Source organism: Dyella terrae (assembly GCF_004322705.1).
Taxonomy (GTDB): Bacteria; Pseudomonadota; Gammaproteobacteria; order Xanthomonadales; family Rhodanobacteraceae; genus Dyella_D; species Dyella_D terrae.
In genome coordinates, this window is record NZ_SIZZ01000001.1 from 1,473,273 (window position 1) to 1,486,359 (window position 13,087).

At 63.7% G+C, this 13,087-nt stretch carries 15 protein-coding genes; 11 read left to right on the top strand and 4 right to left on the bottom strand.

Annotation, left to right across the window (positions count from 1 at the left end; translation table 11 throughout):
- Positions 1 to 101: 101 nt before the first annotated feature.
- The 3 genes from EYV96_RS06590 (at position 102) to EYV96_RS18740 (ending at position 1,680) form a co-directional block, all read left to right on the top strand.
- Entirely contained in the window at positions 102 to 1,076 is a 975-nt protein-coding gene (locus EYV96_RS06590; protein WP_131150649.1) for an alpha/beta fold hydrolase, read from the top strand.
- Positions 1,077 to 1,346: 270 nt separating this feature from the next.
- Positions 1,347 to 1,502, top strand: a complete 156-nt coding sequence (locus EYV96_RS18735) for a hypothetical protein (RefSeq protein WP_165488612.1) — start codon at positions 1,347 to 1,349, stop codon at positions 1,500 to 1,502.
- A 40-nt stretch (positions 1,503 to 1,542) separates the two neighbouring features.
- Complete coding sequence (locus EYV96_RS18740; protein WP_165488613.1) at positions 1,543 to 1,680, top strand: hypothetical protein; 138 nt, start codon at positions 1,543 to 1,545, stop codon at positions 1,678 to 1,680.
- Here the strand turns inward: EYV96_RS18740 and EYV96_RS06595 are convergent, their stop codons facing one another.
- Positions 1,681 to 2,091 (bottom strand): hypothetical protein, encoded by a 411-nt coding sequence (locus EYV96_RS06595; protein ID WP_131150650.1) that lies wholly within the window; start codon positions 2,089 to 2,091, stop codon positions 1,681 to 1,683.
- Positions 2,092 to 2,326: 235 nt separating this feature from the next.
- On the opposite strand from EYV96_RS06595, the gene EYV96_RS18745 reads away from it, so the two are divergent.
- Complete coding sequence (locus EYV96_RS18745) at positions 2,327 to 2,476, top strand: hypothetical protein (RefSeq protein ID WP_165488614.1); 150 nt, start codon at positions 2,327 to 2,329, stop codon at positions 2,474 to 2,476.
- 35 nt (positions 2,477 to 2,511) lie between these two features.
- A complete protein-coding gene (locus tag EYV96_RS18750) occupies positions 2,512 to 2,664 on the top strand; it encodes a hypothetical protein (protein ID WP_165488615.1) in 153 nt (50 codons plus the stop codon).
- 25 nt (positions 2,665 to 2,689) lie between these two features.
- Here EYV96_RS18750 and EYV96_RS06600 read toward each other — a convergent pair whose 3' ends face one another.
- Positions 2,690 to 4,717, bottom strand: a complete 2,028-nt coding sequence (locus EYV96_RS06600; RefSeq protein ID WP_165488616.1) for a M13 family metallopeptidase — start codon at positions 4,715 to 4,717, stop codon at positions 2,690 to 2,692.
- 163 nt (positions 4,718 to 4,880) lie between these two features.
- Here EYV96_RS06600 and EYV96_RS06605 point away from each other — a divergent pair, with 163 nt between their 5' ends.
- Positions 4,881 to 5,810: a peptidylprolyl isomerase gene (locus EYV96_RS06605; RefSeq protein WP_131150652.1), complete on the top strand. Its 930-nt coding sequence runs from the start codon at positions 4,881 to 4,883 to the stop codon at positions 5,808 to 5,810.
- 135 nt (positions 5,811 to 5,945) lie between these two features.
- Here the strand turns inward: EYV96_RS06605 and EYV96_RS06610 are convergent, their stop codons facing one another.
- Positions 5,946 to 6,350, bottom strand: coding sequence for a globin family protein (locus tag EYV96_RS06610; protein ID WP_131150653.1), 405 nt, complete (start codon positions 6,348 to 6,350; stop codon positions 5,946 to 5,948).
- A gap of 172 nt (positions 6,351 to 6,522) precedes the next feature.
- Between EYV96_RS06610 and EYV96_RS06615 the strand changes: the two genes are divergently transcribed.
- From EYV96_RS06615 to EYV96_RS06630, 4 genes are all read left to right on the top strand, one after another.
- Positions 6,523 to 8,643 (top strand): AsmA family protein, encoded by a 2,121-nt coding sequence (locus EYV96_RS06615; protein ID WP_131150654.1) that lies wholly within the window; start codon positions 6,523 to 6,525, stop codon positions 8,641 to 8,643.
- Between the two features lie 218 nt (positions 8,644 to 8,861).
- Positions 8,862 to 9,548: a PadR family transcriptional regulator gene (locus tag EYV96_RS06620; RefSeq protein WP_131150655.1), complete on the top strand. Its 687-nt coding sequence runs from the start codon at positions 8,862 to 8,864 to the stop codon at positions 9,546 to 9,548.
- A 60-nt stretch (positions 9,549 to 9,608) separates the two neighbouring features.
- Complete coding sequence (locus tag EYV96_RS06625) at positions 9,609 to 10,409, top strand: siderophore-interacting protein (RefSeq protein WP_131150656.1); 801 nt, start codon at positions 9,609 to 9,611, stop codon at positions 10,407 to 10,409.
- 79 nt (positions 10,410 to 10,488) lie between these two features.
- Positions 10,489 to 11,418 carry a DMT family transporter gene (locus EYV96_RS06630; protein WP_131150657.1) on the top strand — a complete coding sequence of 310 codons (930 nt, stop codon included), beginning with the start codon at positions 10,489 to 10,491 and terminating at the stop codon, positions 11,416 to 11,418.
- Between the two features lie 4 nt (positions 11,419 to 11,422).
- Here EYV96_RS06630 and EYV96_RS06635 read toward each other — a convergent pair whose 3' ends face one another.
- Positions 11,423 to 12,319: a LysR family transcriptional regulator gene (locus EYV96_RS06635; protein WP_131150658.1), complete on the bottom strand. Its 897-nt coding sequence runs from the start codon at positions 12,317 to 12,319 to the stop codon at positions 11,423 to 11,425.
- Between the two features lie 123 nt (positions 12,320 to 12,442).
- Here EYV96_RS06635 and EYV96_RS06640 point away from each other — a divergent pair, with 123 nt between their 5' ends.
- Complete coding sequence (locus tag EYV96_RS06640) at positions 12,443 to 13,084, top strand: NAD(P)-dependent oxidoreductase (RefSeq protein ID WP_131150659.1); 642 nt, start codon at positions 12,443 to 12,445, stop codon at positions 13,082 to 13,084.
- Positions 13,085 to 13,087: the final 3 nt, after the last annotated feature.

The following is a 13,087-nucleotide window of genomic DNA, read 5'->3' on the forward strand; positions in this document are numbered from 1 at the left end:
GCCGAACATCATCCCGGCGTGCTCAACATCATCCTTTTGTGCTCGCCGGGTTTACCTGCCCGCCGCATCCTTTGCCCCATCCCCACCGATGGAGCATCACGATGCAGCGCAGGCAGTTCCTCAAGGCATCAGGAGCCACCGCACTGGGCGTCCTGGGCCTTTACGTGGCAGGTGCCGGCACCATGCGCAGCGCCTGGGCCGCCCTCGGCACGCCCGACCTGACCGCCGCCGAATACAAGGCATCACGCCGCTACGCAGCACTGAGCATGGGCAAGATCGCTTACATCGAGCGCGGTCACGGCCCGGCTGCGATCTTCCTGCATGGCATACCGCTCAACAGCTTTCAGTGGCGCGGCGCCATCGCCCGGCTGTCGCCCTATCGCCGATGTGTTGCGCCGGACTGGATGGGGCTCGGCTACACGGAAGTGCCGGCCGCGCAGCCGCTTGATGCGCACGCGCAGATGGCGATGATCGTCGCGCTGATGGACTCACTGCACATCGACAAGGCCGACTTCGTCGCAAGTGACTCGGGTACCGGCATCGCGCAATTGCTGGCGGTGAACCATCCCCAGCGCGTACGCAGCCTCTTGCTGACCAATGGCGATGTGGAAGGCGACAGCCCGCCCGCCGGCGCGCAGCCGGCGATCGAACTGGCGCGCGCAGGCAAGCTGGCCGATGCCACCGAAGCGTGGCTTGGCGATACGGCCATGGCGCAAGCCACGTTTGGCAAGGCCGTCTACCACAACCCTTCCGTACTCACGAGCGAGCACATCGCCTATTACGTCAGCCCAGTGGTGAGTTCGGAGCTTCGCCGCAAGCAGTACCACGACATCCACCTGGCGATGGAGCCCAATCCGCTGGCGGGCATCGAGTCGAAGCTGAAGCAGAGCCATGTCCCGATGCGCGTGCTTTGGGGTGGCGAAGACACGGTGTTCGCTCAGACGGATGCGGAATACCTGGATCGCACGTTCCCGCAATCGAAGGGCGTGCGTCGCCTTGCGGAAGGCAAGCTGTTTTTCCAGGAGGAGTACCCGGACGTCATCGCCGAGGAGGCGCGCAAGCTCTGGGGTGTTTGAATCGATGTCATGACGAGCGCCTGAGCGCTCGCGGAAGGACTTGGGGAGGCACAGGCAAGAGCAAACGCCTGCGCCTCCCTTTTTTTTCTGTGGACTGACCGGCGCGCGTGTCCGGACAGACACCCGTTTCGTCCGCGGACAGGCCCCGGCTAGCGATCCATCGCCGACAAATGGCGCAGCCACGCCATTTGCGAGGCCTTTCAACCCTGGCACGTGATTTGCCATCTAACCCATGAAAGCAACATCACTTCCCCACCAAGGAGAAAGGTCATGAAGTTCGAATCGCTGATGCTGAAGGGTCTGTTCGCCGCTTGCCTGCTGGTCTGCGCGCTGACGATGGGTTCGATGGTTTTCGCCAAGGCGCCGTCGTCGGCCCAGGTCATTGCCCACGCCGCACCCGCTGCCGCCGCCACCCTGAGTGGCTGATGGTCCGGGCCATTGAGCCCGACACTGCAAGGAGCCTGTCATGAAACTCGAATCCACCCTGCTCGCCGCCCTGTTCGCCTTTGGCGTGCTGGTCTCCGTCCTCACCGTCGCCAGCATGGCGCTGAGCAGTCACGAACCCGGGTATATCGCCTCGCAGCACAGTGGCGTGGCGAGCTGATCAAGCCTCGTCGACAAAGCTGATCAGCGGTTCGCCTGCGAGCACGCGCTCCAGCGCCGTACGAATGCGCAAGGTCTGCTCCTTCACGACCGCACCGCCAAACAGACGCGCCAGCAAACCGGGCTCGACGACAGCGAAGCATCGCCACACGCGCCGGTGATCCGGCATGGCGGCGCCCTCTTCCGAATCCTCATCATTCGCGCAGCCCACCCACACGGGTACGGGCTGCGCAGCGCATTGCACGCACCAGCCCCAATCCTCGGCGATCACCACGGGTTGGTCGTAGCCTTCGCGCGCCAGGCGCTCGCCCAGCCAGTGCGCCAGCTGCTTGCCATATATACCCGGGTTAGTCGCGAGGTCTTCGCCTGCTTCGACCCTGAATAGCGGCGATGTAAAGCGATAGCCGTCCATTTGCCTGACCCGGGGAGAGAGAAGCGCGAGCGTACACGAAACGTGAAACCGTCCGCACGTGCGTTGTCCGTGCTGTCCGGACGCGGTCGGACGTGCGTCCGCGGACACCGCAAGTCGTCGATGACGATTTGAAGAAACGGCTCAACGGCGCGGGTTTCCAGGCAACGATGCGGTTGGCACGACCCTTGCCATCTATCCAGTGAAAGCCCAACCACTTCATCCAAGGAGAAAGGACATGAAATTCGAATCGCTGATGCTCAAGGGTCTCTTCGCAGCTTGCCTGCTGGTTTGCGCACTGACGGTTGGTGCGATGGTCACGGCCAAGGCTCCGGCCTCCACCACGATCGCTAACGCCGCACCCGTTGCCTCCGCTCCCGCCGGCTGAACCGGCTGATTCATCGGTACGAAAGGAACATCGCCATGAAACTTGAAAACATCCTGCTCAAGAGCTTTTTCGCCGCCTGCCTGCTGCTGTGTGTCATGACGCTGGGCGCCATGGTCACCACCGACGTCTCGGCTCCCGCCGCCGTCGCCAGCCAGGGCCACGTTGCCCCGGCCGCCAACGCCGACTGATTCACCTGCACGTTCTGATCATGCGTTACCAGAGCTTTACGCGTTGCGCGGGCGCCAGGTACATACCGTCACCCGGCTTGATGTCGAAGGCCCGATAGAAGCCATCCTGGTTCTTCAAGGCCTCCTGCCCGCGCACCTGGCGAGGCGAATGCGGATTGCTGCGCAGTAGCCTGATGGTTTCGTTGTCGCGCACTTTGGCTCGCCACTTCTGCGTCCATGCCATGTAAAGGCGCTGGTCGCCCGTCAGGCCATCGATGACCGGCGCAGGCTTGCCACCCAACGACAGTTGATACGCGCGATACGCCATGGCCAGGCCGGTGTTGTCCGCTACGTTCTCGCTGAGCGTCTGTTGACCGTTGATGAAGTGGCCCGGCAGAACCTCGACCTTGTCGTATTGCACGGCCATCGCATGCGCACGCTCGTCGAACCGCGCCTGATCCCGGGTCGTGAACCAGCCTGGCTTGCCGAGCAAGCGACCGTCCGCCGCGTACTGGCTGCCGATATTGTCGAAGCCATGACTGATCTCATGGCCGATCGACGCACCGATGGCGCCATAGTTCGCTGCGTCTTCCGCGTCGACGTCGAAGAACGGCGGCTGCATCAGGCCGGCGGGAAAGACGATCTCGTTCTGCGGCGGATACTGGTAGGCATCGACCGTCTGTGGGGTGATGTACCACTCGTCCTTGTCCACCGCGTGGCCGAGCTTGCCGATGTTGCGGTTGTATTCGAACGATCGCGCGCGACGTACGTTGCCCACGAGATCACCAGCCCGGATATCGAGCTGGCTGTAGTCGCGCCAGCGATCGGGATAACCGATCTTCACGTGCAGGGTGGACAGCTTCTCCTTCGCCCTGGCCCGCGTCTGCGGCTCCATCCAATCGGCCTCATCGATCTCCTCGCGCGCCGCCAGCACCAGCATGTCGACCATGTGCTGCAGTCGTGCTTTCGAGGCTGGCGAAAAGTACTGAGCGACATACTGACGGCCCAACCCTTCGCCCATCGATGCCTCGATCAGATCCATGCCGCGCTGCCAACGCGGCGTGTTCACCTTGATGCCTCGAAGCACCCTGCTGTTGAAAGCAAAGTCTTCTTCGACGAAAACACGGCTGAGATAGGTCGCATAGGCCGTCAGCATCTGCGTGCGCAGGTAGGCCTGCCAGGTGTCGGCGGGCACGCTGTGAAGCAGTTTGCCAACGGCCTCGTAATAGCCGGGCTGCGCGACGACAATGTTGTCGATGCGACCCGCGATGCCGGCACCCTTGAGATACGCAGACCAATCCAGCGACGGCATCGTTTGCGCAAGCGTGTCGATGCGGATCCGGTTGTTGGTTTTGGTCGGATCGCTGCTGTCCGCCCCGCTCCACTGCGCCTTGGCCAGCTGAGTTTCCAGCGCCATGACCGCAGGGGCGTGTTCCTTGGCCCGGGTGTCGCCATCGAGTCGCAGCAGCGTCGCGAGATGCTTGACGTAGGCGGCGCGCGCCTGTTCGAAAGGCGCGCCCTTTTCGAGGTAGTAATCGCGATCGGGCAAGCCCAGGCCGTTCTGGGAAATCGTCACGGCATAGATCGACGGATCGTCGGCGTCGTTGAGCACCGAGTTGGAGAACGGACTCATCACCCACAGACGCCCCAGCTCGCCCATGGCGAGACAGAGTTTCTCAGGCGTGTCGGCTTGGGCGATCTGCTGGCGAAGATCGGCCAGGGGCGTCGATCTAAGCGATTCCAGCCGCGACTCATCGAGATAGCTGCGATAGAGGCGGGTCATCTTCTGCCAGTCGGGACGCAGTTCGGCCGCCTCCGGCTGAGGACCTTCGATGATCCCCTTCAAGCGCTGACGGATGATGGCATCCAGTTCGGACGAAGGCGTGATGCGCTCACCGTCGGCGGGGATCTGCGCGGCGCGGAGCCAGCCGCCGTTGACGTACTGGTAGAAGTTGTCCTGGGGTCGTATGGCGACATCATGGGCCGAGGCATCGATGCCGGAGTGCTGCACCTCCGCGGCGGCTACGCCCAACGACAGTGAAAGACAGGCAAGAGCAAGCAGGTGACATTTCATGGGAGTCCGGGCGACAAGGCGCCGGTCCAGGACGTATTGCGTATGTGCGCTTCCCTTCGCCCCCCGGCGAGCCAGCATAGTCCCGTCACCCAACTCCCGCCACGTGCATGGTGCGCACTTCCTCTGCTACGTTCGGCGCATGTACCCACTGCCAAGGTTCGCCATGCGTCTCGCTCCCGCCCTGCTCGGTCTTTCCATCGCTCTCGCCCTGCCGCTTGCCCATGCCGATACGCCAACCGGCAAGTCCCCGACGCCGAAGGAGTTGCTGGAACAGTCCAAGCCCGCAGAGTGGCGCAAGCCCGATCCGAACAACCTGCTGCAGATGAAGCTCCCGCAGGGCACGGTGCTGATCGAGCTGGCACCGGACTTCACACCCGAGCACGCGGCCAATATCCGCACGCTGGTGAAGCAGCACTACTTTGACAAGCTGGCCATCGTGCGCGTGCAGGACAACTTCGTCACGCAATGGGCCGACCCGGAAGACGACGACAAGGGCGACAAGAGCAAGCTCCGCTCGCTGGGCAAGGCGCGCAAGACGCTGCCGCCGGAATACACGCGTCCGATCGACAGCAAGCTGCCGTGGACGGCCCTTCCGGACGGCGACGTGTATGCCCCGGAAGTCGGCTTCTCCGAAGGTTTCCCCGTGGCACGCGATAAGGCCAGCGGCCAGGAATGGATCACGCATTGCTACGGTGCGGTGGGCGTGGCACGCGACGTGAGCCCCGACAGCGGCAACGGCAGCTCGCTGTATGCCGTCATTGGTCAGGCACCACGCGGCCTCGATCGCAACCTGGCGATCGCCGGCCGTGTCCTGAAGGGCATGGAGTTCCTGTCCGCCTATCCGCGCGGCACCGGCCCGCTGGGCTTCTACGAGAACGCTTCGCAGCGCACGACGATCGAGTCGGTGAGCCTGGCGTCTGACTTGCCGGAAAGCGAACGCGCGAAGATTGAAGTGCTCCGCACGGATAGCCCGACGTTCGCCGCTTTGATCGAGGCCAAGCGCAATCGCCGCGACGATTTCTATCGCCTGCCGGCAGGCAAGATCGACGTATGCAGCATCAACGTACCGGTGCGCGAAGCGAAGGCGCCGTAACGGGGAGGTCGGCGGCTGGCGCCGCCTGTAAACAGTAAACGGTGAACGGTAAGAGCCGACTGAGGTTACCTGACCTCGCACTTACCGTTTACCGTTTACCGTTTACAGCGAGCGAACTCACCGCTCTTCCACCCGCTAATAGTGCTCGGCGAAATTGGATACGACCTTGTTCATCGCATCGCGCCACTCACGCGCCAGATCCGGCGTCAGTTCCGGATCGTACTCGCCGATGGATTGCAGCAGGCAGTCAACCCAGCACGCATAGAGCGCGGGCTCAACCGGTGCCCGTCCGGTACGTGAATGCACGTCGATCATCTGTTGCATCGGACGCCGCACCATCGTGCTTCCCGCCGCCCACGAGATGGCCATGCTGATGCCGCGACGAAGTGCCAGGCGCTGTCCGCGAAAATCAGTGCGAGCGAACATCGGGGGAATCGAGGGATGACTGGCGAGAAGCACCTCGTAGAAGCGCTCGATGAAACCGGGTCGACGCAGACAGCGTCCAAAACTCACCTGCAAGGCGTCGTACTTCGTATTCACTGCGATTCCCCATGACTCACTCACGAAGTGTGCACGCAACGTGCACATGACGACCTGATCCACGTCATTCGCCTGCGACAGCGTGAATCGGCCCTGAGCGCATATGCGCCATGCACACGGAATCTTTTCGTGGCGCGGGCTATTCGTGAATGCGGATAACGAGGGAGACCGCATGAAGCGCAAAGGCAAAGTGATCGTCGGCATCTTTGGCGCGTTCGTCGCGCTGATCGTGATCGCCATCGTCGTGATTGCCACGTACGACTGGAATCGCCTCAAGCCGATGATCAACGACAAGGTGAGCCAGGCCATCGGTCGACCGTTCGTGATCCAGGGCAATCTCGGCGTGACCTGGCGACGGGAGCCGGATGCTGGCTGGCTGGCATCGATCGTGCCCTGGCCGGAGCTGGAAGCACGCGACATTCGCGTGGCCAATCCGCAGTGGGCGTCGCAGCCTCAGTTTGCGCAGCTCGATGCGCTGCGGTTCCGCGTGGCGCCCTTGCCGCTCATCGCTCATCGCATCAAGGTGCCGATGCTCCAGCTTGACCATCCCGTGCTGACACTCGAACGCGACAAGGATGGGCGCGCCACATGGGACTTCACTTTCCCGCAGGACAGCGAGCCCTCGCCGTGGAAACTGGAACTGGGTTCGATCGGTTTCTCGCAGGGACAGGCGAGCCTGAGCGATGTGCAAAACCAGCTGACACTCGACGTGAAAGTCGACCCGCTCGAGAAGGCCATTCCCTTCGACCAGATCGTGGCGCAACAGTCGGACGATGCACGCGATCAGGCCGCGAAGACCACCGGCGCCGCGGCAAAGAAAACGCTTGCCGCATCGGGCGAGAAAGATGACGACAAGGGACCTCGTCCACGCCTGCCGTATCAGTTCGCCTGGCAGGCAGAGGGCAAGTACCACGGCGCGCCAGTGAAAGGCTCGGGCAAAACTGGCGGCGTACTGGCGCTGCAGGATACGAACACGCCCTTCCCCGTGCAGGCGGATATCCACGTCCAGGACACGCATATCGCCTTCGTCGGCACGCTGACCGATCCCATGCACATGGGTGCGCTGAACCTCAAACTGTGGTTCTCCGGCCGCAGCATGGCCAAGCTGTATCCGCTGACCGGCATCACCCTGCCGGATACCCCGCCTTATGCGACCGAAGGCAGGCTGACAGCGCAGCTTCGCCCTCAGGGCAGTCATTTTGAGTACAAGCATTTTCGGGGTCGCGTCGGAGGCAGCGACCTGGCAGGTGATCTGACGTTCGATACCGGTGGCGCGCGACCGAAGCTGGCCGGCACCCTGCGCTCGCAACTGTTGCAGTTTTCCGATCTCGCGCCATTAATTGGCGCCGATTCGAATGCGGACAAGCAGGAGCGCGGCGATGCGGTCATGCAGCCGGCGGACAAGGCATTGCCCGTGGAGCCCTTCCGCACCGATCGATGGAAAGCGATGGATGCCGATGTGCAGTTCACCGGTGCGCGCATCGTGCGCGACGCCGACCTGCCGATCGACAAGCTCAGCACGCACATCATCCTGGACAACGGCGTGCTGAAACTCACGCCACTCAATTTCGGCATGGCCGGCGGCACCGTGGTCAGCAACATCATGCTCGACGGCAGCACCACGCCGATGAAAGGCAAGCTCGATCTGCACGCGCGACAGCTGAAGCTCAAGCAGCTATTCCCGAAGTTCGAGGTGATGAAGACCAGCTTCGGTGAGATCAACGGCAGCACCAACCTGTCCGCACAAGGCAACTCGGTGGCGGCACTGCTGGGGACCGCCGACGGTGAACTGAAGCTGCTGATGAATGATGGCGCCGTCAGCAAGGCGCTGCTCGAAACGGCGGGCCTCAACGTGGCAAACATCATCATCGCGCGCCTGTTCGGCGACAAGGTGGTGAAGATCAACTGCGCGGCCGCCGACCTGGGCGCGACGAATGGCCTCTTCTCCACGCGCATGTTCGTCATGGACACCGAGGACGCCATCATCGTGGTCAATGGCACGGTGAACTTCGCCAACGAAAAGCTCGACCTCAAGGTCAAGCCGAGCAGCAAGGGACTGCGCATCATCTCGCTTCGCTCGCCGCTTTACGTCAAAGGCACGCTGAAGAATCCGGATGTCGGCGTTGAAGCGGGTCCGCTGATTCTGCGCGGTGGTGGCGCGGTGGCTCTGGCAGTCTTTGCGGCTCCGGCTGCGGCGCTCATCCCGCTCATCGCCACCGGCAAGGAAGAAAACGACAACACGTGTCGCGAGGTCCTCACCCAGATGAAGGGCACGGCGGAAGTGAAGCGGTGAGGAGCGCCCGCGTTGCAGGCTGGGAACGGGGAACGGGGAACGGGGAACGGGGAACGGGGAACGGGGAACAGTAGAAGCGAGGGTGTTGCTTCTGCTCTTACCGTTCACCGTTCACAGCGCCGCAGGCGCGCCCCAACGCCCGCCCCGCGGGCGCTTTACTCTCGATAGTCTTTCGATATATCGTACTTGTCACTAAACGATATATCGGAAACCTATCTATGCATCGCCATCATTTCTTTTTCCGCGCCATGGGGCGCGGCTTCCGCGACCACGATCACCATGGCCAGCATCGCTACTGGCATGGCCCCCAGGCCGGCCCTGAGCGCGACGACATGCCGTTTTTCGGGGGTCGCCGCGGCCCGTTCGACCGCATGGGCGGGGCGGATTTCTTCGCCGAGTGGGCCGATGGACTGCGCGGCGGCGGCCGACGGGGCGGTGGCAGGATGTTCGGCCATGGCGACCTCAAGCTGCTCCTTCTTGCCCTGATCGAGCAACAGCCTCGCCACGGCTATGAGCTGATCCGCACCATCGAGGAGATGTTCCACGGCCAGTACTCGCCGAGCCCGGGCGCCGTCTACCCGACCCTGACCATGCTCGAGGAGCTGGGCCACGCGAAGATCGACAATGAACAGGGTGGCCGCAAGCTCTACGCGATCACCGACGACGGCCGTGCCTTCTTGGACCAGAACCGCCCGGCGGTGGACGCGGTGATGAACCGCACCGAGGAAAGCGCACGGATGGCCGCACGCATGTCGCTGCCCACGTCGATTCGTCACGCCATGCACGCACTCAAGCATGCTTTGCTTATGCGCGGCGGGGAGTGGAATGCCACGGAAACCCAGCGCGTGGCCGACATCCTGGAGCGCGCCGCGGGCGAAATCGCCACGGGCCGCCATCGCGAGTAATGCCCCACGGCCGGGTCGCGCGAACGCGGCCCGGCTCGATCCACGTCAAGGAGTGTGCCTATGTCGACACACGAATCGCGCATGGTCCGGCATCCCATCGTGATGCGTCAGCTGGACGTGCTGCGCGTCGAAGACCTCACCCCGCATATGCGTCGCATCGTGCTTGGCGGTGAGCAACTGCAGGGGTTCGTGTCCGCCGCGCCGGACGATCACGTCAAACTGTTTTTCCCCAATCGCCACGGCGAGATCGTCCAGCCCACGCCCGGCCCCAACGGCCTGGATTACCCGGCGGACAAGGAACGCTCGCCGATGCGCGACTACACACCACGCCGCTACAACGCGACGGCGGGCGAGCTGGTCATCGACTTCGTGCTGCACGGCGATGGCCCCGCCTCCACCTGGGCAGCGCAGGCCGAACCAGGCCAGCGCCTGGGCACTGGTGGTCCGCGTGGTTCCTATGTCGTGGCCAGTGACTTCGATCATTACGTGATGATTGGCGACGAAACGGCGTTACCGGCGATCGGGCGCTGGCTGGAGGAATTGCCGGCCACCGCCACGGCGACCGTACTGGCGGAAATCCCGCAGCTGGCGGATCGCCAGACGTTGTCCAGCAACGCCTATTTCGACGTGCAGTGGCTAGACCGCAAGGGTGCCGATCCGGCCGATAGCCGCCTGCTGGAACGCGCGCTCTCGGAATTCGAATCCCCCAAGGGCGACACCTTCTGGTGGATCGCGACCGAATCGCATCGCGCCCGTGCCATGCGCCGGTATCTCAGCGACGAACGCAACGTCCCCAAGGAATGGCTCAAGGCCACCGGTTACTGGGTGCGGGGAGAGGAAGAGGAAGGCGACGAAGACTGACCGACCCGGACGTTCAGACGTCCGTACGCCGGGAGCCGTTCGACACTAGAATGGCGGGTCGCCCACTGCCCTGCCCGCCATGCAAGCCGTCAACAAGGCCCGCCTCCAGATCCATTTCTGCGTCCTGCTGTGGGGCTTCACGGCCATCCTGGGCAAGCTGATCACCCTGCCCGCGTTGCCCCTCGTGTGGTGGCGCATGCTGCTGGTCACCGTGGCGCTGCTGTTCGTGCCCAAAGTGTGGCGTGGCCTGCGGGCCATGCCAGCTCGCCTGCGCTGGGCGTATGCGGGGATTGGCGCGCTGGTGTCGCTGCACTGGCTGACATTCTACGGTGCCATCAAGCTGGCCAATGCGTCCGTGGGCGCCACGTGCATCGCCCTGGGGCCCGTGTTTCTTGCGCTGGTGGAACCGTGGATCGCCAAGCGCAAGTTCGATCCGCGTGAGCTTTTGATTGGCGTGGCCGTCGTGCCGGGCGTGGCCATGGTCGTGGGCGGCGTACCGTCCGACATGCGGCTGGGCATTCTGGTCGGCACGCTGTCGGCCTTGCTGGTGGCGTTGTTCGGATCACTGAACAAGCGACTGGTCGAGCATGGCGATCCGCTGACGGTGACCTGCATCGAGCTGGGCACGGGTGCGGTGTTCCTCACCCTGCTGGCTCCGCTGCTTCCACACACCGGGCCGGCGTTCGTCATCCCGAATGCGCACGACTCGATGCTGCTCTTGCTGCTCGCCTTCGGCTGCACGCTGCTTCCCTTCGCGCTCGCCCTGGTCGCGCTTCGCCATATGAGCGCCTTCGGCACGCAGATGGTGACGAACCTGGAGCCGGTCTACGCCATCGTGCTGGCGATGATATTGCTCGGCGAGCAACGCGAACTCGACTGGCAGTTCTACATCGGTGTGGTGATCATTCTTTCGTCGGTGTTCATGCAGCCGTTGTTGACGCGCCGCCGCGGCGAACCGCAACAAACCGAACTGCTCGGCACCTCCGAGAGCCACAGCGTCGTCGACTGACGCCTCAGCCGGCGGCGATACTCGCCGCCAGGTGATCGATGAAGGCACGCACTTTGGCCGGCGGCCGCTGCCCCGGGTAGACCGCGTGGATGCCGCCTTCCGGCAAGCGATACGTCGGCAACAAGACCTTCAGTCGCCCTGCGCGCACATCGTCTTCGACAAGGTAGTCCGGGAGAATCGCGGCGCCCGCCGAGGCGAGTACGAGTGCACGCACGGCCGAGGCGTTGTTGGCCTGTGCCACGGCACGGACGCGCACCGTGGTGCGTCCTCCCTTTGCGTGCGTGAACGTCCAGGTCAGTGGCGACGACAATGCCGACATCGCCACCCAGGCGAACGTCGCCAGATCCTCGGGCCTTTTCGGCGTACCTGCGCGCGCCACATACGACGGTGACGCCACGACGAGCTGGCGAAAGCCGGAAAGGCGCGTCGCACGCAGCGTGGAATCGCGAAGGGAACCGCCACGAATGGCCAGATCGAAGCGCTCGGCGATCAGATCACTGAGATGGTCGCTCAGCACCAGATCCACCTGCACCTGCGGGTACGTGAGCATGTAACTGGCAAGCGCGGGCGCCACCACCGCGGTGCCGTAATCCAGCGATGCGGTCAGCCGCAAGGTGCCGCGCGGCGCATCGCGATTCTCGCTGACGCGCTCGATGGCCGCTTCCGTCTCGGCGAGGATGCGAACGCAGTCCGCATGGAACGCGGCGCCTGCTTCCGTGAGCGACATGCGACGCGTACTGCGCACCAGCAGGGTCACGCCAAGCTCCTGTTCAAGGCGCGCCACGTGCTGACTCACCATCGCCTTGGTCATGCCCAACTGCTCGGCGGCGGCCGTGAACGAACCGGCCTGCACCAACGCCACGAAGACGGCAAGCCTGTTGAGATTGATGTCCCGCTCCATGCCGTGGCGCCTCGCCCATTGTTTAGTTTGACTTTACATTGATTTGCGTGAAGTCGCGTTTATCCGATCAATCACGCAGCGCACAATGCCGCCCATACCCCTCCCCAAGCAGGAAACTCCACCATGAAGATCGCCCTGTTCGGTGCCACCGGCCATATCGGCCAGGGCATCCTCGAAGAAGCCCTTTCGCGCGGTTACGGCGTCGTCGCTGTGGTGCGCGACCCGGCGAGACTCTCCCAGAAAGACAGCAAGCTCACGGTCGTCACGGGCGACGCGGGCAAGCCTGAGACGTGGCTGGAGGCGGTGCGCGGCGTCGATGCCGTGGTGGCCAGCCTGTCGGCACGTCGCGATGGCGACCAGGACTCCATGGCGAAGAACGCCGCGGTGCTGCTGGACAACCTGCCCAAGGCAGGCGTGAAGCGCCTGATCTGGGTCGGCGGCGCCGGATCGCTGGAGGCGGCGCCAGGCATCCGCGTGATGGACGACCCGAACTTCCCGGCAGCGTGGAAGCCTGAGGCCGAGGGCCAGGGCAAGGCGCTCGACGTGTTCCGCGCCAGCCATTCGACGGTGGAGTGGACGTATGTCAGTCCGGCTGCGCTGATCGAGGATGGCGAACGTTCCGGCACCTACCGCGTCGGCGGCGACAAGCTGCTGACCGACGGCAACGGCGACAGCCGCATCACCGTCCCCGATTACGCCGCTGCCCTGCTCGACCGCGTCGAGAAGCACGATGAGCTCAACAAGCGCATCACCGTGGCGTATTGATCA

What these genes read in the sequence shown, in the direction of transcription:
- EYV96_RS06590 (WP_131150649.1), top strand. Translation starts at nt 102, where the DNA reads ATGCAGCGCAGGCAGTTCCTCAAGGCATCAGGAGCCACCGCACTGGGC.
- EYV96_RS18735 (WP_165488612.1), top strand. Translation starts at nt 1,347, where the DNA reads ATGAAGTTCGAATCGCTGATGCTGAAGGGTCTGTTCGCCGCTTGCCTG.
- EYV96_RS18740 (WP_165488613.1), top strand. Translation starts at nt 1,543, where the DNA reads ATGAAACTCGAATCCACCCTGCTCGCCGCCCTGTTCGCCTTTGGCGTG.
- EYV96_RS06595 (WP_131150650.1), bottom strand. Translation starts at nt 2,091, where the DNA reads ATGGACGGCTATCGCTTTACATCGCCGCTATTCAGGGTCGAAGCAGGC.
- EYV96_RS18745 (WP_165488614.1), top strand. Translation starts at nt 2,327, where the DNA reads ATGAAATTCGAATCGCTGATGCTCAAGGGTCTCTTCGCAGCTTGCCTG.
- EYV96_RS18750 (WP_165488615.1), top strand. Translation starts at nt 2,512, where the DNA reads ATGAAACTTGAAAACATCCTGCTCAAGAGCTTTTTCGCCGCCTGCCTG.
- EYV96_RS06600 (WP_165488616.1), bottom strand. Translation starts at nt 4,717, where the DNA reads ATGAAATGTCACCTGCTTGCTCTTGCCTGTCTTTCACTGTCGTTGGGC.
- EYV96_RS06605 (WP_131150652.1), top strand. Translation starts at nt 4,881, where the DNA reads ATGCGTCTCGCTCCCGCCCTGCTCGGTCTTTCCATCGCTCTCGCCCTG.
- EYV96_RS06615 (WP_131150654.1), top strand. Translation starts at nt 6,523, where the DNA reads ATGAAGCGCAAAGGCAAAGTGATCGTCGGCATCTTTGGCGCGTTCGTC.
- EYV96_RS06620 (WP_131150655.1), top strand. Translation starts at nt 8,862, where the DNA reads ATGCATCGCCATCATTTCTTTTTCCGCGCCATGGGGCGCGGCTTCCGC.
- EYV96_RS06625 (WP_131150656.1), top strand. Translation starts at nt 9,609, where the DNA reads ATGTCGACACACGAATCGCGCATGGTCCGGCATCCCATCGTGATGCGT.
- EYV96_RS06630 (WP_131150657.1), top strand. Translation starts at nt 10,489, where the DNA reads ATGCAAGCCGTCAACAAGGCCCGCCTCCAGATCCATTTCTGCGTCCTG.
- EYV96_RS06635 (WP_131150658.1), bottom strand. Translation starts at nt 12,319, where the DNA reads ATGGAGCGGGACATCAATCTCAACAGGCTTGCCGTCTTCGTGGCGTTG.
- EYV96_RS06640 (WP_131150659.1), top strand. Translation starts at nt 12,443, where the DNA reads ATGAAGATCGCCCTGTTCGGTGCCACCGGCCATATCGGCCAGGGCATC.